This window comes from Mycobacterium genavense ATCC 51234 (assembly GCF_000526915.1).
Lineage (GTDB): Bacteria > Actinomycetota > Actinomycetes > Mycobacteriales > Mycobacteriaceae > Mycobacterium > Mycobacterium genavense.
On sequence record NZ_JAGZ01000007.1, the window covers coordinates 153,484 to 176,826 of the forward strand.

Below are 23,343 nucleotides of genomic sequence, written 5' to 3' on the forward strand. Positions count from 1 at the left end.
ACGCCGCGCGCACCGGAGTTACTCGACGCCGATCGTGACTTCGGTCGACCTGATGAATACCGTCGCGGACTGACCGACCGCCAGACCCAGGTCGAGTGCCGCGTCCTTGGTGACCGAGGAGGTGACGACCTGGTCGCCGCCGTCGAGCTTGACCTTCACCACCGCCATCACGGTGCCGAGGTCGACCTCGGTAATGGTCCCTTTGAGCTGATTTCGGGTGGATAGCCGCATGCGATGAGACTAGCCGCTAGTGCCGGGGTCCGAGCAGCGCGATGCACGCATCGACGGCCGGTTCGACGATCTGCCGCAGGGCCTGCCCGTCTCGACGGCCAGCGCGGTCAGTTCGCGCAGCCCGCCCAGCAAGATGACGGCCAGCGGCGAGGTCAGCGGCGGCAGTTCGGCGCGCTGGAACCCGGGGCTGGCACTGAGGTCGATCAGCAGGTCGGACAGCAGCTGCAAACCGCGGCGCTGCACCGGACGTCCGACGGCTCCCAGCGAGGGCAGTTCCCGGATCCAGCTCAACGTAATGGCCGGCCGCGCTTCGATATACGCGACGTAAGCCTCGACGGCCTGACGGATCTGCCGGTGCCAGTCGGCCTCGGGATCGACGGCGGCCGCGATGCTCTCGCCGGGCTGTTCGATGTCGGCGGCCAGCAGTTCGAGGAAGCACTCTTCCTTGCTGGCGAATTGGTCGTAGAACGTGCGCTTGGACGTGCGGGCGTGGCGCACGACGTCGGCGACCGTGCTGGCGCGGTAGCCGCGCTCGCCGATCGAGGTGGCGAGGCCGTCAAGCAGTCGGAGCCGAAACGATTCGCCGACAACGGGCTCTATCACCGTCGTCGCGGGTGGCATAGGCGGTCGCCCTTTCGGTTTCAACCCCTTGTCAGGTTCGGTACTACAGAGTGCCGTACACGGCAAGGTCTGTGGTACACCGCGGTACCAATCCCGGACTCCGGGCAGATGTTGGGGAGCGATAAGGCCATGAGCGAACTAGTCACCGCTGCGCCGCCGGGGTCCGCAGTAAACCTGCCTCCCGCGCCCCCGCTCCCAAAACTGGTGCAGGGCTCGGGCTTTGCGATGTCACGACGGTTCATGATGCGGCGACTGTCCCGCCGCTACGGCAGCGTCTTCACGCTGAAGTTGCCGATGTGGGGGCCCGTCGTCGCGGTCAGCGACCCGCAGCTGGCCAAGCAGATCTTCACCACCAGCCCGGACGAACTCGGCAACATCCAGCCCAACCTGAGCCGATTGTTCGGCCACGGCTCGGTATTCGGACTCGAGGGCGACGACCACCGCCGCCGTCGACGCCTGCTCGCACCGCCGTTCCACGGCAAGAGCATGAAGAACTACGAAAGCATCATCGAAGAAGAGACCCTGCGGGACAGCGCCGACTGGCCCGAGGGTGAGCCGTTCGCGACGCTGGCGCCGATGATGCGGATCACGCTCAACGCGATCCTGCGCGCGGTGTTCGGGGCCGACGGCGCCGAACTCGACGAGCTGCGACGGCTCCTCCCGCCCTGGGTCACCCTGGGCTCGCGCCTGGCGGCGCTGCCGAAGCCCAAGCGGACCTACGGCCGGTTCAGCCCGTGGTACCGGCTGGACGAGTGGCGGCGCCAGTACGACCCAGTACGACAACGTCATCGACACATTGATCGCGGCCGAGCGGGCGGACCCGAACTTCGCCGACCGGGCCGACGTGCTCGCACTGCTGCTGCGCAGCACCTACGACGATGGTTCGGCCATGTCGCACAAGGATATTGGCGACGAGCTGCTGGCGCTGCTGGCCGCCGGACACGAGACCACCGCGTCGACCCTGGCCTGGGCGTTCGAGCGGATCAGCCGGCACCCGCAAATACTCGCCGACCTGGTCGCCGACGCCGATGACGGCGGCAACGAGCTGCGCCAGGCGACGATCCTGGAGGTGCAACGGGCCAGGACGGTCATCGACTTCGCCGGTCGCCACGTCTACCCGGCGACCTACCAGCTGGGCGACTGGACGATTCCGCGCGGCTATTCGATCATCATCGGAATCGCGCAGATACACGACAATCCGGAGGTGTTCCCCGATCCCGGGCGCTTCGACCCGCAACGCTTCGTCACGACGAAACCGTCAGCGCTGTCCTGGATTCCGTTCGGCGGGGGAACCCGGCGCTGTGTCGGGGCGGCATTCGCCAACATGGAGATGGATGTGGTGCTTCGAACGGTATTGCGCCACTTCACTATCGAGACCACCAGCGCGCCCGACGAGCCCTGGCACTGTCGCGGGGTGGCATTCACCCCGAAGCACGGTGGCCGGGTGGTAATGCGCAGACGCTAAGCAGAAGCGCGGCGCGGCAACTTCCAGCCGGGACGGATGTAGTGGCAAATGTACCCGCTGGGGTAGCGCTCCAGGTAGTCCTGGTGCTCGGGTTCGGCCTCCCAGAAGTCGTCGGCGGGACTGACCTCGGTCACGACCTTGCCGGGCCATAGGCCCGAGGCCTCCACGTCGGCGATGGTGTCCAGCGCGATCTGCTTCTGCTCGTCGTCGACGTAGAAGATCGCCGACCGGTAGCTGGTGCCGACGTCGTTGCCCTGGCGGTTTTTCGTTGTCGGATCGTGGATTTGGAAGAAGAACTCCAGCAGCGAGCGGTAGTCGGTAACGGCCGGGTCGTAGACGATCTCGATGGCCTCGGCATGCGTGCCGTGGTTGCGGTAGGTCGCGTTGGGCACATCCCCGCCGGTGTAGCCGACGCGGGTGGAAACCACACCGGGCTGCTTGCGGATCAGGTCCTGCATGCCCCAGAAGCAGCCCCCGGCGAGAATCGCCTTTTGCGTATCGGTCATGTCATTGCCTCGTTTCGTTCGGGCAGGATGGTCGCAATCTCCTTCCGATTATCCTGATGTTCTTCGTCGGGTACACCCCCGCGGCAAAGCTCTCGACAAACCACGGTAGAACGTGTTCTAGTTTTCGCGTGAACAGCCCACAATTCTCCCGCAGCGAGTCTCCCGCAGCGAGCTCGCCGACGCGTTCGCGCAATTCGAGGCGACCGTCGACGCGGCCGCGCAGTCGCACGACTGGGACGCCTTGGTTCAGCACTACACACCCGACGTCGTGTACATCGAGCACGCGGCGGGCACCATGCACGGCCGCGACGAGGTCCGCGAGTGGATCGGTCGGACGATGGGCAGTTTCCCGGGCAGTCACATGGTCGCGATTTCGTCGCTGTGGTCGGTGATCGACGAACCCACCGGACGCGTCATCATGCAACTCGACAACCCGATGCGCGACCCCGGTGACGGCACCGTCATCGGCGAGACGAACATCTACAACCCGCTGCGCTTCGTGCAGGCCACGCTCAAGTGGTGCCGCAAGGCGGCCGAACTCGGTACGCTCGACGAGGACGGCGCGCGTTTCCTCGAGCAGTACGGCGGCGCCCAGTGAGCGCCAAGCCCAAACTTGTCATCGGCGGCAACGGTTTTCTGGGCTCGCATGTGACCCGCCAGCTGGTCGCCGACGGCGAGCAGGTTCGGGTGATGGTGCGCGACGGCGCGAATACCCGCTCCATCGACGACCTCGACGTCACCGGCTTCCACGGCGACGTTTTCGACACCGCCACCGTGCGCGCGGCGATGGACGGAGTCGACGACGTCTACTACTGCGTCGTCGACACCCGCGCCTGGCTGCGTGACCCGGCGCCGCTGTTTCGCACCAACGTCGAGGGGCTGCGCAACGTTCTCGACGTCGCCGTCCAGCAACCCCTGCGCCGGTTCGTCTTCACCAGCACCTATGCCACGGTCGGCCGCAGGCGCGGTCGGGTGGCGACCGAAGACGACGTGATCGCCCCGCGCGGTCTGACCCCCTACGTGCGATCCCGCGTCCAGGCCGAAAACCTGGTGATGCGCTACGTCGCCGAGGCCGGGCTGCCCGCCGTGGCGATGTGCGTGTCCACCACCTACGGCGACGGCGACTGGGGCGGCACTCCGCACGGCGCCTTCATCGCCGGCGCGGTCTTCGGCAAGCTGCCGTTTCTGATGAACGGCATCCAGCTCGAGGTCGTCGGCGTCGACGACGCCGCGCGGGCCATGATCCTGGCCGCCGAGCGCGGCCGCATCGGCGAGCGCTACCTGGTCTCCGAGAAGATGATGGCGCTCAACGACTCGATCCGGATCGCGGCCGACGAGGCCGGCGTCCCGCCGCCGCAACGCGCGATCTCGGTCCCGATGCTCTACGCCCTGGCCGCGGCCGGCACGCTGAAAGCCAGGCTCACCGGCACCGACGCCCAACTCAGCCTCGCGTCGGTGCGGATGATGCGCGCCGAAGCGCCGGTGGACGCCGGCAAGGCGCGGCGCGAGTTGGGCTGGCAGCCGCGCCCGGTCGAGGAGTCGATCCGTGCGGCCGCCCGGTTCTGGGCCGCGATGCGCGCCCCCCGAACGGCGGCCCAACCCGAATAGGCTCGGTTGGGTGGACCGGATACGTGTCGACCTGAACGGTCCGCCGCGGACGACGGGCTGGCGCTGCTGCGTCGTGTCGTCGAACGATTCGAGTCGGGCGGCGGTGCCGGCGCTGCGGTACATGTCGCAATACCATCGCTACGCCGTCGGGAAGCCTTGAACGCACACCGGTGTTGAACCCCTACGTCTGAGGAGGAGCAAACATGGCCCACAAGGAGATCCTGGAACCCAACGCCGGGCACCCGATCACCATCACCCCGACGAAGGGACGCGTGCGGGTTCGCGTCAACGGCGAGCTGGTCGCCGACACCACCGCGGCACTCGAACTGCGGGAAGCCACTATCCCTGGGGTGCAATACATTCCGCTGGACGACGTGGTGCAGGAGCGATTGACCCGCACCGAAACCGTCAGCTACTGCCCGTTCAAGGGGGATGCCAGCTACTACGCCGTCACCACCTCGGTCGGTGACACCGTCGAGGACGTGATCTGGACCTACGAGCAGCCCTACCCCACGGTCGCCGAGATCGCCGGGCACGTCGCGTTTTACCCCAACAAGGCCGACATCAGCGTCACCGCCGAATAGGTCACTCGCCCAGGAGTTTGGCGTGCGCGCGGGTGTCGCTGTACTCGCGCATCGAGACGATCAACCCCTCACTGGTCTCGAAGATGCACACGAACGGGGTGTCGTATTGCTCGTCGTCGGCGTTGGTGCCGGTGGCATAAGCCTCGATGACGACCGTCTCTGCTTCGTTGATGCAACGCAGTAGATCGATGGTGAGCTCGACGGATTGTTTGCGCCGTTCGGTCGCGCGGCGCAGCGTTTCCTTGTCGTAGGACTGGCGGGTGAACAGGCTCCAATAGCTGAAGTCGTTGCTGAGCAACGCGAAACCCTCGTCGACGTCGCCGCCTTCGCTCAGACTCTGGAGGAACATCCAAGCCAGCTCGGCATTGGGAGCATCGAACGGCGACATCACATCGCAATGGTGTCTTGGCAGGTAGTGGACGGTCAATCAGAGTGGACATCCGGAGTCGTCGGTGACGGGCACACGTACGGTGAGGTTCCCGGGAGCGGTTAGCTTCGGGCACACCCTGGCTCCACTGCGCCGCGGGCTCCGCGATCCGACCTTTCGGCTCCCGGGTGACGGCACCATTTGGCGGACCAGCCTGCTGCCCAGCGGACCCGTTACCGCCCGCATCAGCCGCGCGGCCGCCGACGCCGCGCACTGCGAGGCCTGGGGCAGCGGCGCGGAGGAATTCCTCGAGCGACTGCCCGCATTGCTGGGTGCCGACGACGACGCCTCGGACTTCGTACCGACACACCCGACGGTGGCCGCGGCGCGGACGCGCGTCCCGCACCTGCGCCTGGGCCGCACCGGACAGGTGCTGGAAGCACTGATCCCGGCGATCATCGAGCAACGGGTGCCCGGCGCCGACGCGTTCTCCTCGTGGCGGGTGTTGGTGTCGAAGTTCGGCACCCCGGCACCCGGCCCCGCGCCGGCGGGCATGCGCGTGCTGCCGTCGGCCGAGGTGTGGCGAAACATCCCGTCGTGGGAATTCCATCGCGCCAACGTCGATCCGCGCCGGGCCCAGACCGTGGTCAGGTGCGCGCGCCGGGCGGCGGCGCTGGAGCGGCTGGCGGCGCCGGCACACGAAGCGCTGACGTCACTGCCGGGAGTCGGGCAGTGGACGGCTGCCGAGACCGTGCAACGGGCCTTCGGCGATCCCGACGCCGTTTCGGTCGGCGACTACCACATCCCGAAGATGATCGGCTGGACGCTGCTGGGCCGCCTCGTCGACGACGACGGCATGCTCGAACTGCTGGAGCCGATGCGGCCCCACCGCCATCGGGTGGTCTGCTTGCTCTATGCCAGCGGACTGGCCTACGAGCCGCGCCGTGGCGCGCGGCTGCCGGTCCAGCAAATTCATGCCCTCTGACCAGCCCGTGTTTTCGTGGCGGGCCTTCGGGTACCCGGTCGTCAATTGACGGCTACAAAATTCAGGAGAGCGATCGATGACGCAGTTCACCATTCCGGGATTGACCGAGAAGCAGGCCGCGCGGCTGACCGAACTGCTGCAGAAGCAATTGAGCACCTACAACGACCTGCACCTGACGTTGAAGCACATTCACTGGAATGTGTTGGGCCCCAACTTCATTGGTGTGCACGAGATGATCGATCCCCAGGTCGAAGCGGTGCGTGGGTTCGCCGACGATGTCGCCGAACGCATTGCGGCCCTTGGCGCATCCTCGGAGGGGACGCCGGGCGCCATCATTCGGGACCGGTCGTGGGACGACTACTCCGTCGGTCGCGACACCGTCCAGGCGCACCTGGCGGCGCTGGACCTGGTCTACAACGGCGTCATCGAGGACATCCGTGAAGCCATCGACGAGACAGACGAACTCGACCAGGTCACGCAGGATCTGCTGATCGGTCAGGCCGGGCCGCTGGAAAAGTTCCAGTGGTTCGTGCGCGCACACCTGGAGAGCGCGGGCGGCGCGCTGACCCACAGCGGCAAGAAGACGAAAAAGGCGCGGCCGATACCGCGCGGCGCAAGAAGTCCTAACCGGTCACCCGGGTGTCGCGCGGCGCGCGCGCTCGGCCGCAGCGGTCTCTCGGTTGAGCCGCTGCGCTTGGTAGATGGTCACGTTGGTGCGAGACATCAGCAACGACGCGATCCCCACCGCGATGATCGCTCCCGGCACCACCGAGAACGAGCCCGTCATCTCCGCGACCATGGTCATGATCGCCAGCGGGGCGCGGGCGACGCTGCCGAAACAGCTCATCATGCCGACCACGACGAAGATGCCCGGCCCGCCGGGTATGCCGGGCAATCCGGATAGCTCGCCGAGGCGCCAGATCGCGGCGCCGACAAAGGCGCCGATCACAATGCCCGGGCCGAACAGTCCGCCCGAGCCGCCGCTGCCGATCGACAGCGAGGTGGCGACGATCTTGGCCAGCGGCAGCACGATGACGATCCACAGCGGGATTGCCAGCAGCGACCCGCGGTCGACCGCGAGCTGGGCCCAGCCGTAGCCGCTGCTGAGGATCTAGGGGATCAGCAGACCCAGCAGTCCGACCAGTAGGCCGCCGATCGCGGGCTTGAGTATCGGTCCGCCCGGCAGCCGGCGGGTGAGCCGGACCGAGGCGTGGAAAATGACGGCGTACAGGTAGCCGATCGCCGCGGCGACCAGGCCGATCACCACGAACCACAGCAGCGGCCCGGCCTTCTCGAAGCGGTACTCGGCGATATAGCCGAATAATGGGTCGAAGACCAGGAACGCACCGAGCACCGCGTACGCCGTGCCGGAGGTGATGAATCCGGGCAGCAGGCAGCGATAGTCGAAATCGTCGCGGTAGGTGATCGATGCGGCCAGCACCGCCCCGCCCAGCGGCGCGGCGAAGATCGCCCCGATACCGGCTCCGATGCCCAGTGCCACCGCGATCCGCGCGTCCTCGTCGGACAGGCCGAGGCGCCGGGTGAGCAGCGAGCAGAAGCCCGCCGAGATCTGTGCCGGCGGTCCCTCGCGACCGCCCGAACCGCCCGAGCCGATGGTCAACGCGCTGGCGGTCATCTTCACCAGCACCGCGCGGAAGCGGATCGCGCGGGGGTCGGTGTGCACCGCTTCGATGGCTTCGTCGGTGCCGTGCCCGGTGGCTTCCGGTGCGAGCTTGGCCACCAGCAACGCCGACAGCAGCGCCCCGCTTGTCGTCACCAAGGGAATCGCCCACGGACGGGTGAAGCCCGGTGACCCATGGCTGCCGCCCTCACCCACCGGCGTGGGGATGCGGTAGTCGGCCAGGTATCCGAGCAGGAAATCGCCGGTGTACTTCAGGACCAGATAGAACGCCACGGCGCCGAGCCCCGAGATCACGCCGATCGCGATGCCCAGCGGGAACCACTTGCGCAGGTAGCTCGCGCTTCTGATCGATGTCCCGAATCGCCCGCCGGCAGCGGCGGCGGGAGCGACCGCGGGCTGGGATTCGTCCTCGGTCGGCTCCACCGGGCCATCCTATGACAGTGCGGAATAAGCGGACTCTGGTCCGGTTATACCGGTGGTCGTTCAGCAAAGGAGGTCGACATGCCTGCCATCACCGCAGACACCTTGACATTGCCCCGGGTCGGCGCGGCCGCCCCGCAGGAGACCGAACGCCCAGTCCGGTCGATCACCACCGGTCCGCGCGGATACGAGGGCGAGGGGTTCCCGGTCGTCCGGGCATTCGCCGGCGTCAGCGCCGCCGCCCTGGACCCGTTTGTGCACATGGACCAGATGGGGGCGGTGGACTACGAACCGGGAGAGCCCCGGGGCACCGATTGGCACCCGCACCACGGCTTCGAAACCGTCACCTACATGATCGACGGCAAATTCGCGCACCAGGACTCCCACGGCGGTGGCGGCTTGATCACCGACGGTGCAACGCAGTGGATGACGGCCGGGTCCGGCATCCTGCACATCGAGACCCCGCCGGCCGAATTGGTGGAAAGTGGCGGACTCTTCCATGGCGTCCAGCTCTAGGTGAATCTGCCGAAGAAGGACAAGTTCGCGGCGCCGAGGTATCAGGCCATCGAAGGCCACGACGTCGGGCTGCTCGCCTCCGACGACGGCGGGGCCTTGATCCGCATCGTCGCTGGCCAGATCGACGGTCGCGGCGGGCCCGGTATCACTCACACCCCAATCACGCTGGCGCACGCCACAATTCAAAACGGCGCCAGGCTCGATATTCCGTGGCGACGTGAATTCAACGCCCTGGTTTACGTCCTTTCCGGCAGTGGTGCCGTCGGCCCGGTCGCGCATCCGATACGCCAGGGGCAGTTAGCTGTGCTCGGACCCGGCGATCGGATCACGCTGGCCGCCGGCCCGGGTGAATCGTCGTCGGCCTCGGCGATGGATGTGTTGCTGCTGGGCGGACAACCCATTCGTGAGCCGGTTTTCCACTACGGACCTTTTGTGATGAACTCGCGGGCGGAATTGATCCAAGCACTTCAGGACTACCAAGCGGGAAAGCTTGGCGATATTCCGCCAAATGCCTTAATGCCCACCCGAACGGGTGGCACACTCTAGGTGCCGTCAACGGCGAGGCGCCGGCCGGGCCGTCCACCCGCCGTGAAGGCAGACGAGACGCGCAAGAGAATCTTGCGCGCCGGGCGCATGGTGATCAGCGAGCGCGGCTACGAGGGAGCGACTTTCCAGGCCATCGCGGTGCGCGCGGACCTGACCCGGCCGGCCATCAACCACTACTTTTCCAGCAAGCGGGTGCTGTATCGGGAAGTGTTGAGCCAGACCTCCGAACTGCTGTTCGGCGCCGGCATCGCCCAGGCGGACCGCGAGACCACCCTGATGGCGAGGCTGACCGGGTTCATCTCCCGGCGGTGGCGGTGAATTCCGAGCATCCGGCGGCCTCGGCGTTTCTGATCAGCTCGATTCTGGAATCTCAGCGCCACCCGAATTGCAATCTGAAAACGACGCGGTACGGATTTGTCGGGAATTCTTGACGCGTGTCATCAACGACGCAATCGCGCAGGGGGAGTTCGCTGTTTCCTTCGACGCGAATGCGTTGATCGAGACGCTTCTGGTGGTGCTGTGCGGCGCGGGGTTCTATGCCGGGTATGTGCAGTGCTATCAGGAGATGCAGGCCGTCACCGACATGCTCGGACAGTTGCTGGAGGGCGCGCTGTTCAAGGCTCGGTGACCACCCCGTTCGGCGGCAGTGAGATCGCACACAAAGCGCATAGGCTAACTAACTTTTTCGGGTATCATGGCCCGGAATTGACCGATGGCCCGCGCGGTCCCCGCAAACCTGGCCGACGATGCCGTCCGCAGCACGCTGTCACGCGCATGCTTCGGCGGACCGTCGCACTGACCCCGACCGAACAAAACCTGGAGCACCGCCGATGAGTTCACTTCGCACCCATGACGACACCTGGGACATCAAGACCAGCGTCGGTAGCACCGCGGTCATGGTGGCCGCCGCCCGGGCCATCGAGACCGAACAGCCCGACGCGCTGATCCACGACCCCTACGCCAGGCTGCTGGTAACAACGCCGGGGCCGAGATCATCTGGGAGGCCATGCTCGACCCGGAAGTCGTGGCCAAGATCGAAGCCATCGACGAAGAATCCGCCGCCCGCATCCACCACATGCGCGGCTACCAGGCGGTGCGGACGCACTTCTTCGACGCGTACTTCGCCGACGCCGTCGCCGCCGGGATCCGCCAGATCGTGATCCTCGCGTCGGAACTGGACTCGCGGGCCTACCGGCTGGACTGGCCGGCCGGCACCACCGTCTACGAGATCGACCAGCCCCAGGTGCTGGAGTACAACTCGGCGACGCCGGCCGAGAGCGGCGCCACCCCGTCCGCCGATCGCCGCGAGGTCGCCATCGACCTGCGCGAGGACTGGCCGACCGCGCTGCGGGCCGCCGGCTTCGACCCGTCGCAGCGCACCGCCTGGCTGGCCGAGGGACTGCTGATGTACCTGCCCGCCGAGGCGCAGGACAAGTTGTTCACCTAGATCGGCGAGCTGAGCCCGGCGGGCAGCCGCGTCTCGGCCGAAACCGCACCCACGCACTCCGACGAGCGGCGTCAGCAGATGCGCGAACGGTTCAAGCGGGTGGCCGACGAGATCGGCATCGAGCAAAGCGTCGACGTCGGCGAGCTGATGTATCGCGACGAGAACCGGGTGGACGTCGCCGAGTGGCTCAACCAGCACGGCTGGCGCGCCACGTCGCAAAACTCGATCGACGAGATGGAACGCGTGGGCCGCAGGGTCGCCAGCGTCGAGCTGGACGACGACAAGGATTCGTTCTCCGATTTCGTGATCGGGGAGCGGTTGTAACCGGGGGCACGTTAAGTCCCAGCCATGCCTCGCACCGCGGACGACACTTGGGACATCGCCACCAGCGTCGGCTCGACGGCGGTGACGATTGCCGCGGCCCGAGCCGTCGAATCCGAACAGTCGGATGCGCTGATCCGGGACCCCTACGCCAAACTGCTGGCCACGAGCGCCGGTGTCGGGATGCTGTGGGCGGCCATGTTCGACCCGGCCGTCGCCGCCAAGGTGGCGGCGATCGACTCGGAGTTCGTCGCCGATCTCGACCAGATCCGCGGTTACGTGGCGGTGCGGACGCATTTCTTCGACCGGTATTTCGCCGATGCCGTGGCCACCGGGATTCGGCAGGTGGTGATCCTGGCGTCGGGACTGGACTCTCGCGCCTACCGCCTGGACTGGCCCGACGGCACCGCGATTTATGAGGTCGACCAGCCCCGGGTGCTGGCCTACAAGGCCACGACGCTGGCCGAGCACGGCGTAAGCCCGGCGACGGATCACCGCGAGGTTGCGATCGACCTGCGCCGGGACTGGCCGCCCGCGCTGCGGGCCGCCGGCTTCGACCCGTCGGCACGTACGGCGTGGCTGGCCGAGGGACTGTTGATGTACCTGCCCGCCGAGGCCCAGGACGAGTTGTTCACCCGGATCGGCGAGCTGAGCGCGGCCGGCAGCCTGGTCGCGGCCGAAACCGCCCCGGCGCGTGTCCAAGAACGGCGCACTCACATCCACGAGCGGGTGAGCAAGCTGGCCGACGAGATCGGTCTGGTGTGCAAGCCCGACGCCGGGGAACTGATGTATCTCGACGAGCATCGGGCGGATGTCGCGGATTGGCTGAACGAGCACGGCTGGCGCGCGCAGCTGCACCGGTCGACGGACGAGAGGCGCAGGCTGGGTCGTTGGAACGACGATCACCCGCTCGCCGACGATCAGGACATCTTCTCCAACTTCGCGACCGGGGAGCGGTTGTAACGGCCCACCCGGCGGAGCTTGCTTACCGCCCAACCGACCGGATGGTTAGGATCGCGATCATCGCCCGTTTGTGTCCTTGTGTCCGCGAGCACATGTTGTGGGCATTCCCGGGAAGGTGCGAGAGGGGAAGACAGCGATGACTACCGAATCGGTTGCACCCAAGACATCCGAATCCACCAACGGGGCTTCGCCGGGCTCCGCCGACATCCCGGCGACGGTGGCCCGGCTGCGCCAGACTTTCGCCACCGGGCGCACCCGCGACGTCGAGTGGCGCAAGCGCCAGCTGCTGCAGGTGGCGCGATTGATGGAAGAGAACGACGCGGCGATCAACGCCGCGCTCGCCGAAGACCTGGACCGCCACCCGTTCGAAGCGTTCATCGGCGACACCGCGGGCACCATCGCCGAAGCGAAATATGCCGCCAAGAAGGTGCACAAGTGGACCAAACGCAAGTACGCGCGCCTCGAGGCCGCGCAGCTGCCCGGCCGGGGCTGGGTCCAGTACGAGCCCTACGGCACCGTGCTGGTCATCGGCGCCTGGAATTACCCTTTCTACCTGACCCTGGGTCCGGCGGTCGGCGCGATCGCCGCCGGTAATGCCGTGGTGCTCAAGCCCTCCGAGATCGCGGCGGCGTCATCACATCTGATGGCCGAGCTGGTGCCGCGCTACCTGGACAACGACGCGATCGCGGTGATCGAAGGCGACGGCGCGGTGAGCCAGGAGTTGATCGCGCAGGGCCTGGACCGGGTGATGTTCACCGGTGGTACCGAGATCGGCCGCAAGGTCTACGAAGGCGCGGCGCCGCACCTGACCCCGTGCACGCTCGAGCTCGGCGGCAAGAGCCCGGTGATCGTCGCGGCCGATGCCGACATCGATGTCGCGGCCAAGCGGATCTCCTGGATCAAACTGCTCAACGGCGGACAGACCTGTGTCGCACCCGATTACGTGCTGGCCGACGCGACGATCCGCGACGAACTAGTCGACAAGATCGGCGCGGCCATCACCAGGTACCGCTCGGCCGGGCCGACCGGGATGGAGGTGGCCAACCAGCGCCAGTTCGACCGGCTCAGCGGCTACCTCAAGGGCGCCGGCGGCAAGGTCACCATCGGCGGTGGCTGCGACGCGTCGACCCTGCGCATCGAGCCGACCGTCGTCGTCGATCCCGATTTGGGCGGTCCGCTGATGGCCAACGAGATCTTCGGACCGCTGCTGCCGGTGATCACCGTCCAATCCCTGGACGAGGCAATACGTTTCGTCAACGCTCGGCCCAAGCCGTTGTCGGCCTACCTGTTCACCAAATCGCGCGAGGTGCGGGAGAAGGTGATCCGGGACGTTCCGGCCGGTGGACTGGTGGTCAACCACCTCGCCTTCCAGGTGTCGACGGCCAAGCTGCCGTTCGGTGGGGTCGGCGCCTCGGGAATGGGTGCCTACCACGGCAAGTGGGGTTTCGAGGAGTTCAGTCACCGCAAGTCGGTGCTGACCAAACCGACCCGTCCGGACCTGTCCAGCTTCACCTATCCGCCCTACACCGACCGGGCCCTGAAATTGGCGCGCAGGCTGTTTTGACACACTAGCCCCGGAGCCCGTTGGTCAATTGCAGAGAGGAACCTGATGCCCGGAGTGCAGGATCGCGTCATCGTCGTCACCGGAGCCGGCGGAGGACTGGGGCGTGAGTATGCGCTCACCCTCGCCAAGGAGGGCGCCAGCGTCGTCGTCAATGACCTCGGCGGAGCCCGCGACGGCACCGGCGCCGGCCACAACATGGCCGACCAGGTAGTCAAGGAGATCAAGGACGCCGGTGGCCGGGCCGCCGCCAACTACGACAGCGTCGCCGACCCCGAGGGCGCCGAGAACATCATCAAGACCGCACTGGACGAGTTCGGCGCCGTGCACGGCGTGGTCAGCAACGCCGGCATCCTGCGCGACGGCACCTTCCACAAGATGTCGTTCGAGAACTGGGACGCCGTGCTCAAGGTCCACCTGTACGGCGGCTACAACGTCCTTCGCGCCGCCTGGCCGCACTTCCGGGAGCAGAGCTACGGGCGCGTGGTCGTGGCCACGTCCACCAGCGGACTGTTCGGCAACTTCGGCCAGACCAACTACGGGGCGGCCAAGCTCGGGCTGGTCGGTCTGATCAACAGCCTGGCGCTCGAGGGCGCCAAGTACAACATCCACGCCAACGCCGTCGCCCCCATCGCGGCGACCCGGATGACCGAGGACATCCTGCCCAAGGAGGTGCTCGAGAAACTCACCCCGGAGTACGTCGCCCCGGTGGTGGCCTACCTGTGCACCGAGGAAAACCCCAACAGCGCATCGATTTTCGTGGTCGGTGGCGGCAAGGTGCAGCGCGTCGCGCTGTTCCAGAACGACGGCTTCACCTTCGACGCCCCTCTGTCGGTGGACGACATCGCCGCGCAGTGGGACAAGATCACCGACCTGTCCGCGGCGAAGAAAGCCGAATTCAAACTCGGCTGACGGTCAGACCAGCAGCTCGTCACGCAGGCGGTCCACATCCGCCTGCGTGACGCCTGCGTCGCGCAGGTAGGCGTCCAGCGAGCCGAACTCCTTGTCGATGGTGTGGCGTGCGGCGTCGAGGTATTCGGGACGCACGCCCAGGACGCCGTCGGCCAGCCGGGCTTTGGTGAACGTGACGACCTCCGGGGTCAATTCGACGTCGGAGCGCTGGGAGATCATCTCGTAGATGTGGTCGCGCAGTTGGGGTACCGCAGCGTTGCTGCGCAGATAATCGGCGACGATGGTGTCGCGGTCGATGCCGATCGTCTCCAGCACCGTGGCGATCACGAACCCGGTGCGGTCCTTGCCCGCGAAGCAGTGGGTGAGCACCGCGCGCCCCGCCGCCAGCAGGGTGAACACCCGATGCACGGCCTGATGCGCCCCGTTGCGGGTGGGGAATTGCCGGTACTCGTCGGTCATGTGGCGGATGGCGGCCTCGTTGACCTCTTCGTCGGTCTGGTCGGCCTCGCCCTGGAACAGTCGCCGAAACGCCGTCTCGTGCGGCGCCGCGTCTTCCGGGTCGTCGGTCGGCTTTTCGTCGCCGAGGTCGGGAAACGGCAGCAGATGAACGTCGATGCCATCCGGCACCAGCCCCGGTCCGCGCCGGGCGACCTCGCGCGCGGCGCGCAGATCCGCGACATCGGTAATTCCCAACTCGCGCAGCGTATTTCGGCCCTGGTCGTCGAGGCGGCTCAACTCCCCGGACCGGAACAGTCGTCCAGGCCGCAGCGCCGACGCTCCGTCCGCGACGTCGCGAAAGTTCCACGCGCCGGATAGTTCTCGCAGCGCCTCGGTCATTTCCCGGTCACCGCCGCGGCGAAGGTGGACTGTTCCCGGCCGATTTCGGAACGTGCGATGGTCCGCATGTGCACCTCGTCGGGTCCGTCGAAAATCCGCATGGCGCGGTGCCAGCCGTAGAGCCGGGCCAGCACCGTGTCGTCGCTGACGCCGGCCGCCCCGTGCACCTGGATCGCGCGGTCGATCACGTTGCAAGCCACTTGCGGCGCAACCGCTTTGATCTGCGACACCAGCAGGTGTGCGGCCTTGTTGCCGTGCTGATCGATGGTCCACGCGGCTTTTTCGCAGAGCAGCCGGGCTTGGTCGATTTCGTTGCGGGACTGGGCGATTGCCTGCTGCACCAGGCCCTGGTCGGCCAGCGGGCGGCCGAACGCGATCCGGTTGTTCGCGCGGTGCACCATCAGGGCCAGGGCACGTTCGGCCCCGCCCAGCGCCCGCATGCAGTGGTGGATGCGGCCCGGTCCGAGCCGAGCCTGGGCGATCGCGAAGCCGCCGCCCTCCTCGCCCAGCAGGTTGGTGACCGGCACCCGGACGTTGTCGTAGACGACCTCGCAGTGCCCGTGCTGGTCCTGCCAGCCGAACACCGGCGTCGAGCGCACCACCGTCACACCCGGGGTGTCCATCGGCACCAGGACCATCGACTGCTGCTGATGACTGGCCGCGTCGGGGTTGGTGCGCCCCATCACGATCAGGATCTTGCAGCGCGGGTCCGCCGCACCCGAGGTCCACCACTTGCGGCCGTTGATGACGTAGTCGGCGCCGTCGCGCACGATGGCCGTCTGGATGTTGCGGGCGTCGCTGCTGGCAACGGCGGGCTCGGTCATCGAGAAGGCGCTGCGGATCTCGCCGGCCAGCAACGGCTCCAGCCACTGCTTGCGTTGCTCCTCGGTGGCGAACAGGTGCAGGGTCTCCATGTTCCCGGTGTCCGGCGCCGCGCAGTTGACCGCCTCGGGCGCCAGCTCCAGGCTCCAGCCGGTCAGCTCGGCCAGCGGCGCGTACTCCAGGTTGGTCAACCCGGACTCGGCCGGCAGGAACAGGTTCCACAGGCCGCGCTCTTTGGCCTTGGCTTTGAGTTCCTCGGTGACGGGAGGAACGGTGTGATCATCTGCGCCGGCCTCGTGGCGGTATTTGTCGTAGGCGGCCTCAGCCGGAAAGACAAACTCGGTCATGAAGTCGGACAACCGCTTGTGGTAGTCGGCGGCCTTAGCCGACATCGCGAAGTCCATGACCGTCACGATAGGACACGAATCGGGGGGCTTCATTTCCGGTCGGCGACGCGACATTGAAACCATGCGGACGACACGCCGCCGCGGGTCTACCCGGTTTCGGTCTCGACGAGGTGCAGGCGCATTCGGTGGAGCACGATGGAGACATGACCGACGTCGCCGAATCCCGTCCGCCGTTTCCCCCGTTCACTTACGAAACAGCGCTGCAGAAGGTCCAGGTCGCCGAGGACGCCTGGAACACTTGCGATCCCGAGAAGGTCAGCCTGGCGTACACGCCCGACTCGCACTGGCGAAACCGCGACGAGCACGTCGTGGGCCGCGCCGAGATCGTGGCATTCCTGACCCGTAAGTGGCAGCGCGAACTCGACTACTCGTTGCGCAAGGTGCTGTGGGACTTCCACGACAACCGCATCGCCGTGCGGTTCCAGTACGAATGCCACGACGCGAGCGGCCAGTGGTATCGCAGCTACGGCAACGAACTGTGGGAATTCTCGCCGTCGGGATTGATGGCGCGCCGCGAGGCCAGCATCAACGACGTCCGGGTCGACGAATTGCAGCGGCGCTACTTCGGGCCCCGGCGGGCGTCGGAACACGGCCAAGACATTCCGCTTTGGTAGCGGCCGCTAGGGTGTTCAACTCAACGAGGTTCGCATTAGGGCAGCTGAGGTAAGGAAAGTAGATGTACGCGCCATGACAGATGCGCAGACGACGATCGGTGTGGTTGCCGAGTCCGGGACCGACGAGCGCCGCGTTGCACTGGTACCTAAGGCGGTCGCATCCCTGGTGAGCGGTGGTGTGGCGGTGGTGGTCGAATCCGGTGCGGGTGCGCGGGCGTTGCTTCCCGACGAGCTCTACACCGCCGCCGGTGCCACCATCGGCGACGCATGGTCGGCCGACGTCGTCGTCAAGGTCGCTCCGCCGACCGCCGACGAGGTGGGCAAGCTGAACAGCGGTCAGACGCTGATCGGCTTCCTGGCGCCGCGCAATGCGGAGAACTCGATCGGCGCGCTCAAGCGGGCCGGGGTGCAGGCGTTCGCGCTGGAGGCCATCCCGCGCATCTCGCGGGCGCAGGCGATGGACGCGCTGTCGTCGCAGGGCAACGTCTCCGGCTACAAGGCCGTGTTGCTGGCGGCGTCGGAGTCGACCCGGTTCTTCCCGATGCTGACCACGGCCGCGGGCACGGTGAAGCCCGCGACGGTGCTGGTGCTCGGCGTCGGCGTGGCCGGGTTGCAGGCGCTGGCGACGGCCAAACGGCTGGGCGCTCGCACCACCGGCTACGACGTGCGCCCCGAGGTGGCCGACCAGGTCCGTTCGGTGGGCGCGCAGTGGCTCGACATCGGGATCGAGGCGGCCGGTGAGGGCGGCTACGCCCGCGAGCTCACCGACGACGAGCGCACCCAGCAGCAGGCCGCGCTGGAGAAGGCCATCAGCGGATTCGACGTCGTGATCACCACGGCGCTGGTCCCGGGCCGCCCCGCGCCGCGGCTGGTGACCGCCGCGGCGGTGGAGGCGATGAAGCCCGGCAGCGTGGTGGTGGACCTGGCCGGGGAAACCGGGGGGAACTGCGAGCTCACCGAGCCCGGCCAAACGGTGGTAAAGCATGACGTCACCATCGCCTCGCCGCTGAACCTGCCGGCGACCATGCCCGAGCACGCGAGCGAGCTCTACAGCAAGAACATCACGGCTCTGCTGGATCTGCTGCTCACCGACGGCAAGCTGGCCCCGGACTTCGACGACGAAATCATCGCCGCCTCATGCGTGACCCGCAGCGGAGAGGACTCCTAGATGTACGACGAGCTGTTGGCGAACCTCGCGATCCTGGTGCTGTCGGGATTCGTCGGGTTCGCCGTGATTTCCAAGGTGCCCAACACCCTGCACACGCCGCTGATGTCGGGCACCAACGCCATCCACGGCATCGTGGTGCTCGGCGCGCTGGTGGTGTTCGGCGAGGTCGAGCACCCGTCGCTGGCGGTGCAGATCATCCTGTTCGTCGCGGTGGTGTTCGGAACCCTCAACGTCATCGGCGGCTTCATCGTCACCGACCGGATGCTGGGCATGTTCAAGGGTAAGAAGCCGGTGCCCGCCAAAGCCGAGGAGCCGGCCGCCAAATGAACTACTTGGTGATCGGCCTCTACATCGTTTCCTTTGCCCTGTTCATCTACGGCCTGATGGGCCTGACCGGACCCAAGACCGCGGTACGCGGCAACCTGATCGCCGCGGTCGGCATGGCCCTGGCTGTGGCCGCAACCCTGATCAAGATCCGCCACACCGAATCGTGGGTGCTGATCATCGCCGGTCTGGTGGTGGGCGTCGCGCTCGGCGTTCCGCCGGCCCGCTACACCAAGATGACGGCCATGCCCCAACTGGTGGCGTTCTTCAACGGCGTCGGCGGCGGCACCGTCGCGCTGATCGCACTCTCAGAATTCATTGAGACACAAGGGTTTTCGGCCTTTCAGCACGGCGAGTCGCCGACCGTGCACATCGTGGTGGCCTCGCTGTTCGCCGCGATCATCGGGTCGATCTCGTTCTGGGGCTCGATCATCGCGTTCGGCAAGCTGCAGGAGATCATCTCCGGGGCTCCGATCGGCTTCGGCAAGGCCCAGCAGCCGATCAACCTGCTGCTGCTGGTCGGCGCGGTCGCGTGTGCGGTCGTCGTCGGCCTGCACGCCCATCCCAGCACCGGCGGCGCCCCGCTGTGGTGGATGATCGGCCTGCTGGCCGCCGCGGGGGTGCTGGGCCTGATGCTGGTGCTGCCCATCGGTGGTGCCGACATGCCGGTGGTCATCTCCCTGCTCAACGCGATGACCGGGCTGTCGGCCGCCGCAGCCGGTTTGGCGCTGAACAACACCGCGATGATCGTCGCGGGCATGATCGTCGGCGCCTCGGGTTCGATCCTGACCAACCTGATGGCCAAGGCGATGAACCGGTCCATCCCCGCGATCGTCGCCGGCGGCTTCGGGGGCGGCGGCGTGGCGCCCAGCGGCGACGGCGGCGGCGACAACACCGTCAAGGCCACCTCGGCCGCCGACGCCGCGATCCAGATGGCCTACGCCAACCAGGTGATCGTGGTGCCGGGCTACGGCCTGGCCGTCGCGCAGGCCCAGCACGCGGTCAAGGACATGGCGTCGCTGTTGGAAGACAAGGGTGTGACGGTGAAGTACGCCATCCACCCGGTGGCCGGCCGGATGCCCGGGCACATGAACGTGCTGCTAGCCGAGGCCGAGGTCGACTACGACGCCATGAAGGACATGGACGACATCAACGACGAGTTCGCCCGCACCGACGTCGCGATCGTCATCGGCGCCAACGACGTCACCAACCCGGCCGCCCGCAACGACGCCTCCAGCCCGATCTACGGCATGCCGATTCTCAACGTCGACAAGGCCAAGTCGGTGATCGTGCTCAAGCGGTCGATGAATTCCGGCTTCGCCGGCATCGACAACCCGCTGTTCTACGGCGAGGGCACCAGCATGCTGTTCGGCGACGCGAAGAAATCGGTGACCGAGGTCGCCGAGGAGCTCAAGGCGCTCTAGCGAATTCACCCGCCGAACGTGCTCTGGTGGCGAAAATCTGGGCGGAAACGCGCCATCAGAGCACGTTCGACGGGGTGGCCGTTAGGCGCGCGGTAGCGCCGCGACAACCGGGCCGACCCACAGTCCGAGCAGCCGGCGCAATTCGGCCCCGTCGCCGGTCGGCGGCGACAGGATGAACGACTGCAAGGTGCGCAGTACGATCTGCAGGATGTCCTCGATTGCGGCGGGAGCGTATGCCGACCAGTCGACGTCGAGGCGGTCCAAGATCGAACGTCCCAGCACGTACGCGGTCTCGTTGGTGACGGTGACCTGTTCGGCGAACGCGCCGGTGCGCGACACCCGCAGCAGCAGGCCGATGTAGGGATCCTTCGGCAAGCGCTCCAGGGTCAGGCAAATGCCCTCGATCAACGCCGCCGCCGGATCGGTCATCCCGTGCAGCGCCGTCGCCAGGTGGTCCATGAAGTCGTCGGTCGCACCCAGGGCGGTGGCCTGCAGCAGCTCGTCGGTCGAGGCGAAGTAGTGGTAGATCGTCTGCCGCGTTACGTTCAGCGTGCGCGCCACATCGGCCAGCGTGGTCTGGTCGCCGCGCTCGTCGATGGTTCGACGGGTGGCCGCCAGGATCCGGGCTACCGCCTCCTCGTCGGTGGCCGGCACGCTGCCACCCCATCCACGGGTCCGCACATCGCGACGATATCCGATCAGGTGCGCTTCGACGGTCATACGTCTAGCAATTATCTGTATGATCGAGCATCATGAGCACAACGACGTGTCCGTTCGGGGAGAACTTCGATTTCACCGATCCCGACGTCTTGCTGGCCGGCCTTCCGGTCGCCCAATTCGCGGAGCTGCGCCGCACGGCACCGGTGTGGTGGAACCCGCAGCCCGAGTCGGTCTTCGACGACGGGGGCTACTGGGTGATCAGCCGCCACGAGGACGTCAAGGCCGTCTCCCGGGACAGCCACCTGTGGTCGACCAACCGCAAGGGCGCCGTCATGCGGCTTTTCGACGGGGTCACCGCCGAGCAGCTCGAGCTGACCAAGGCCTTGCTGATCAACCGCGACGCCCCGGAACACACCCGGCTGCGCAAGCTGGTGTCACGGCTGTTCACCCCGCGCGCGATCGCCTCGCTCGAGGAGAAGCTGGCCGCAGCGGCGGCCGAGATCGTGCGCACCGCCGCGCGCAAGGGCGACGGCGACTTCGTCGGCGACGTCGCGATGAACCTGCCCCTGCTGGCGATCGCCGACCTGATCGGCGTGCCGGAGGCCGATCGCGCGAAGCTGTTCGACTGGACCAACGCGATCATGAACACCGACGACCCCGACTTCGACAGCGACCCCACCGTCGCCAACGCCGAGCTGATGGCCTACGCCTACAACATGGCCGACGAGCGGCGCCGCTGCCCGGTGGACGACATCGTCACGCGCCTGATTCAGGCCGACATCGACGGGGATGCGCTCGGCGACGTCGAATTCGCGTTCTTCGTCATCCTGTTGGCCGTGGCGGGCAACGAAACCACCCGCAACGCCATGACGCACGGGATGAACGCGTTCTTCGACAACCCCGAGCAGTGGGAATTATTCAAGCGGGAGCGCCCGGCCACCGCGGTCGACGAGATCATCCGGTGGGCCAGCCCGGTGCATTGCTTCCAGCGCACCGCCCTTGCCGACGTTGAAATCGGCGGTGTCACCGTCAAGGAAGGCCAGCGGGTGGGCCTGTTCTACAGTTCGGCCAACTTCGACGAGGAAGTTTTCGACCATCCCTTCCGGTTCGACATCTCGCGCAATCCCAATCCGCACCTGAGTTTCGGCGGCAGTGGGGCGCACTACTGTATCGGCGCCAACCTGGCCCGGATGGAGATCAAGCTGATTTTCGACGAGCTCGCCGAGCAGATACCCGACATCACCAAGCTCGCCGAACCGCAGCGACTGCGATCGGGCTGGATCAACGGGGTCAAACGCCTTGATGTCGCCTACGGCACCAGGTAGGCCGGGTCACCGAGCTGGGCGCCAATTGCCGTGTGGCACAACGTGAATGCGCGACGCTAGGCTGCCCGTCAGCGGCGGGAAAGATTGGTCTAGACGGGTGGGTAGGCCGGCGGGGGGTACCCGTTGCCGTCGACAACCCCGCGCAGGCCCCAGGTGAAATACTTCATGAAGAATTCGATTTCGTCGCTGCCGTCGTAGTCCGGACTCGGATCCATCGCCCCACCTCTGTACTCGCGACTAGTTCGATTATCGAAGTCTAGTCGCATCCGCGCCGGTGCGACAGGCACCGATACCTCTAAACTGTCCAACCAGTTGATTGGTACTTTGCCTAGATCGGGCCCGAAGCCACGCCCATTCGGCCCCGCTGGTAGCGACGATAGTGAGTACAGATGACATCCGACAGCATCACCCGCAACGGGTTGACGCGCCGCGAGGAGTTGCTGGCGGTCGCCACCAAGCTGTTCGCCGCCCGGGGCTATCACGGCACCCGGATGGATGACGTCGCCGACGTCATCGGCCTGAACAAGGCGACCGTCTACCACTACTACGCCAGCAAGTCGCTGATCCTGTTCGACATCTACCGCCAGGCCGCCGAGGGCACGCTGGCCGCCGTGCACGACGACCCGTCCTGGACGGCCCGCGAGGCGCTCTATCAATACACGATTCGGCTGCTCACGGGCATTGCGAGCGATCCCGAGCGGGCCGCGGTGTACTTCCAGGAGCAGCCTTACATCACCGAATGGTTCACCGAGGAACAGGTCGCCGAGGTCCGGGAGAAGGAAGCCCAGGTCTACCACCACGTGCACGGCCTGATCGACCGCGGCATCGCCAACGGCGAGTTCTATCGGTGCGATTCGCATGTGCTGGCGCTGGGCTACATCGGGATGACGCTGGGCAGCTACCGCTGGCTGCGGCCGAGCGGACGGCGCAGCGCCAAGGAGATCGCCGCCGAGTTCAGCACGGCGCTGCTGCGCGGGTTGATTCGTGACGAGACGATCCGCACGGAGTCTCCGCTCGGGCCGTAGCCCCACTAGGCGCGGACTACTACAAAGAGTAGTATTCGGGCC

At 66.8% G+C, this 23,343-nt stretch carries 21 protein-coding genes and 7 pseudogenes; 19 read left to right on the forward strand and 9 right to left on the reverse strand.

From position 1 onward, the window contains the following. Positions 1–18: 18 nt before the first annotated feature. Both T428_RS0116790 and T428_RS28890 read right to left on the reverse strand, forming a co-directional pair. A complete protein-coding gene (locus T428_RS0116790) occupies positions 19–231 on the reverse strand; it encodes a TOBE domain-containing protein (RefSeq protein ID WP_025737384.1) in 213 nt (70 codons plus the stop codon). Between the two features lie 16 nt (positions 232–247). After that, positions 248–852, reverse strand: a pseudogene (locus tag T428_RS28890) (TetR/AcrR family transcriptional regulator). 129 nt (positions 853–981) lie between these two features. On the opposite strand from T428_RS28890, the pseudogene T428_RS28895 reads away from it, so the two are divergent. Then, positions 982–2,317, forward strand: a pseudogene (locus tag T428_RS28895) (cytochrome P450). On the opposite strand, the gene msrA reads toward T428_RS28895, so the two are convergent. Then, positions 2,314–2,823 carry a peptide-methionine (S)-S-oxide reductase MsrA gene (msrA, locus tag T428_RS0116805; RefSeq protein ID WP_025737385.1) on the reverse strand — a complete coding sequence of 170 codons (510 nt, stop codon included), beginning with the start codon at positions 2,821–2,823 and terminating at the stop codon, positions 2,314–2,316. The pseudogene T428_RS28895 and the gene msrA overlap by 4 nt on opposite strands. Before the next feature lie 142 nt (positions 2,824–2,965). Between msrA and T428_RS28900 the strand changes: the two genes are divergently transcribed. The 3 genes from T428_RS28900 to T428_RS0116820 all read left to right on the forward strand — a co-directional run bounded on the left by T428_RS28900 (position 2,966) and on the right by T428_RS0116820 (position 5,015). Next, positions 2,966–3,421, forward strand: a complete 456-nt coding sequence (locus T428_RS28900) for a nuclear transport factor 2 family protein (protein ID WP_036468249.1) — start codon at positions 2,966–2,968, stop codon at positions 3,419–3,421. Further along, positions 3,418–4,431 carry an NAD-dependent epimerase/dehydratase family protein gene (locus tag T428_RS0116815; RefSeq protein WP_025737387.1) on the forward strand — a complete coding sequence of 338 codons (1,014 nt, stop codon included), beginning with the start codon at positions 3,418–3,420 and terminating at the stop codon, positions 4,429–4,431. Before T428_RS28900 ends, T428_RS0116815 begins: the two co-directional genes overlap by 4 nt. A 203-nt stretch (positions 4,432–4,634) precedes the next feature. Further along, positions 4,635–5,015: a DUF427 domain-containing protein gene (locus T428_RS0116820; protein ID WP_025737388.1), complete on the forward strand. Its 381-nt coding sequence runs from the start codon at positions 4,635–4,637 to the stop codon at positions 5,013–5,015. 1 nt (position 5,016) lies between these two features. Here T428_RS0116820 and T428_RS0116825 read toward each other — a convergent pair whose 3' ends face one another. Further along, positions 5,017–5,403: a nuclear transport factor 2 family protein gene (locus T428_RS0116825; protein ID WP_025737390.1), complete on the reverse strand. Its 387-nt coding sequence runs from the start codon at positions 5,401–5,403 to the stop codon at positions 5,017–5,019. Positions 5,404–5,467: 64 nt separating this feature from the next. Here T428_RS0116825 and T428_RS0116830 point away from each other — a divergent pair, with 64 nt between their 5' ends. Continuing rightward, positions 5,468–6,367, forward strand: coding sequence for a DNA-3-methyladenine glycosylase family protein (locus T428_RS0116830; protein WP_036468253.1), 900 nt, complete (start codon positions 5,468–5,470; stop codon positions 6,365–6,367). 76 nt (positions 6,368–6,443) lie between these two features. Continuing rightward, positions 6,444–6,994, forward strand: a pseudogene (locus T428_RS32165) (Dps family protein). Positions 6,995–6,998: 4 nt separating this feature from the next. Here the strand turns inward: T428_RS32165 and T428_RS28905 are convergent. Next, a pseudogene (locus tag T428_RS28905) lies at positions 6,999–8,432 on the reverse strand (chloride channel protein). Positions 8,433–8,510: 78 nt separating this feature from the next. Here T428_RS28905 and T428_RS28910 point away from each other — a divergent pair. From T428_RS28910 to T428_RS0116875, 7 genes and pseudogenes are all read left to right on the forward strand, one after another. Then, positions 8,511–9,491: pseudogene (locus T428_RS28910) on the forward strand (pirin family protein). Continuing rightward, positions 9,492–10,119 (forward strand): annotated as a pseudogene (locus tag T428_RS28915) (TetR/AcrR family transcriptional regulator). Positions 10,120–10,387: 268 nt separating this feature from the next. Beyond that, positions 10,388–10,938, forward strand: a pseudogene (locus T428_RS35800) (SAM-dependent methyltransferase). Between the two features lie 78 nt (positions 10,939–11,016). Continuing rightward, positions 11,017–11,262, forward strand: a complete 246-nt coding sequence (locus T428_RS35805; RefSeq protein ID WP_245604958.1) for a hypothetical protein — start codon at positions 11,017–11,019, stop codon at positions 11,260–11,262. 24 nt (positions 11,263–11,286) lie between these two features. After that, entirely contained in the window at positions 11,287–12,222 is a 936-nt protein-coding gene (locus T428_RS0116865) for a class I SAM-dependent methyltransferase (protein WP_025737393.1), read from the forward strand. A gap of 136 nt (positions 12,223–12,358) precedes the next feature. After that, on the forward strand, positions 12,359–13,786 hold the full coding sequence (locus T428_RS0116870; RefSeq protein WP_025737394.1) for an aldehyde dehydrogenase family protein: 1,428 nt from the start codon (positions 12,359–12,361) through the stop codon (positions 13,784–13,786). 45 nt (positions 13,787–13,831) lie between these two features. Next, complete coding sequence (locus T428_RS0116875) at positions 13,832–14,695, forward strand: SDR family oxidoreductase (protein WP_025737395.1); 864 nt, start codon at positions 13,832–13,834, stop codon at positions 14,693–14,695. 3 nt (positions 14,696–14,698) lie between these two features. Here the strand turns inward: T428_RS0116875 and T428_RS0116880 are convergent, their stop codons facing one another. Then, positions 14,699–15,532: a tyrosine-protein phosphatase gene (locus T428_RS0116880; RefSeq protein WP_025737396.1), complete on the reverse strand. Its 834-nt coding sequence runs from the start codon at positions 15,530–15,532 to the stop codon at positions 14,699–14,701. After that, positions 15,529–16,746, reverse strand: coding sequence for an acyl-CoA dehydrogenase family protein (locus T428_RS0116885; RefSeq protein ID WP_036468303.1), 1,218 nt, complete (start codon positions 16,744–16,746; stop codon positions 15,529–15,531). The genes T428_RS0116880 and T428_RS0116885 overlap by 4 nt, the downstream gene beginning before the upstream one ends. 158 nt (positions 16,747–16,904) lie before the next feature. On the opposite strand from T428_RS0116885, the gene T428_RS0116890 reads away from it, so the two are divergent. The 4 genes from T428_RS0116890 (at position 16,905) to T428_RS0116905 (ending at position 20,291) form a co-directional block, all read left to right on the forward strand. Continuing rightward, on the forward strand, positions 16,905–17,375 hold the full coding sequence (locus T428_RS0116890; RefSeq protein WP_025737398.1) for a nuclear transport factor 2 family protein: 471 nt from the start codon (positions 16,905–16,907) through the stop codon (positions 17,373–17,375). Positions 17,376–17,448: 73 nt separating this feature from the next. Further along, positions 17,449–18,543 (forward strand): Re/Si-specific NAD(P)(+) transhydrogenase subunit alpha, encoded by a 1,095-nt coding sequence (locus T428_RS0116895; protein ID WP_025737399.1) that lies wholly within the window; start codon positions 17,449–17,451, stop codon positions 18,541–18,543. Further along, positions 18,544–18,870 carry an NAD(P) transhydrogenase subunit alpha part 2 gene (locus T428_RS0116900; protein WP_025737400.1) on the forward strand — a complete coding sequence of 109 codons (327 nt, stop codon included), beginning with the start codon at positions 18,544–18,546 and terminating at the stop codon, positions 18,868–18,870. After that, positions 18,867–20,291 (forward strand): NAD(P)(+) transhydrogenase (Re/Si-specific) subunit beta, encoded by a 1,425-nt coding sequence (locus T428_RS0116905; RefSeq protein ID WP_025737401.1) that lies wholly within the window; start codon positions 18,867–18,869, stop codon positions 20,289–20,291. The genes T428_RS0116900 and T428_RS0116905 overlap by 4 nt, the downstream gene beginning before the upstream one ends. Before the next feature lie 81 nt (positions 20,292–20,372). Here the strand turns inward: T428_RS0116905 and T428_RS0116910 are convergent, their stop codons facing one another. Further along, complete coding sequence (locus T428_RS0116910) at positions 20,373–21,011, reverse strand: TetR/AcrR family transcriptional regulator (protein WP_245604959.1); 639 nt, start codon at positions 21,009–21,011, stop codon at positions 20,373–20,375. Between the two features lie 32 nt (positions 21,012–21,043). Between T428_RS0116910 and T428_RS0116915 the strand changes: the two genes are divergently transcribed. Next, complete coding sequence (locus tag T428_RS0116915) at positions 21,044–22,276, forward strand: cytochrome P450 (RefSeq protein ID WP_025737403.1); 1,233 nt, start codon at positions 21,044–21,046, stop codon at positions 22,274–22,276. Positions 22,277–22,365: 89 nt separating this feature from the next. Here the strand turns inward: T428_RS0116915 and T428_RS32865 are convergent, their stop codons facing one another. Next, the gene (locus tag T428_RS32865; RefSeq protein ID WP_139830048.1) at positions 22,366–22,491 is read right to left on the reverse strand and encodes a hypothetical protein; all 126 of its coding nucleotides are present in this window, start codon (positions 22,489–22,491) and stop codon (positions 22,366–22,368) included. 174 nt (positions 22,492–22,665) lie between these two features. On the opposite strand from T428_RS32865, the gene T428_RS0116925 reads away from it, so the two are divergent. After that, positions 22,666–23,301 carry a TetR/AcrR family transcriptional regulator gene (locus tag T428_RS0116925; protein ID WP_025737404.1) on the forward strand — a complete coding sequence of 212 codons (636 nt, stop codon included), beginning with the start codon at positions 22,666–22,668 and terminating at the stop codon, positions 23,299–23,301. The last annotated feature ends 42 nt before the right edge of the window (positions 23,302–23,343 follow it).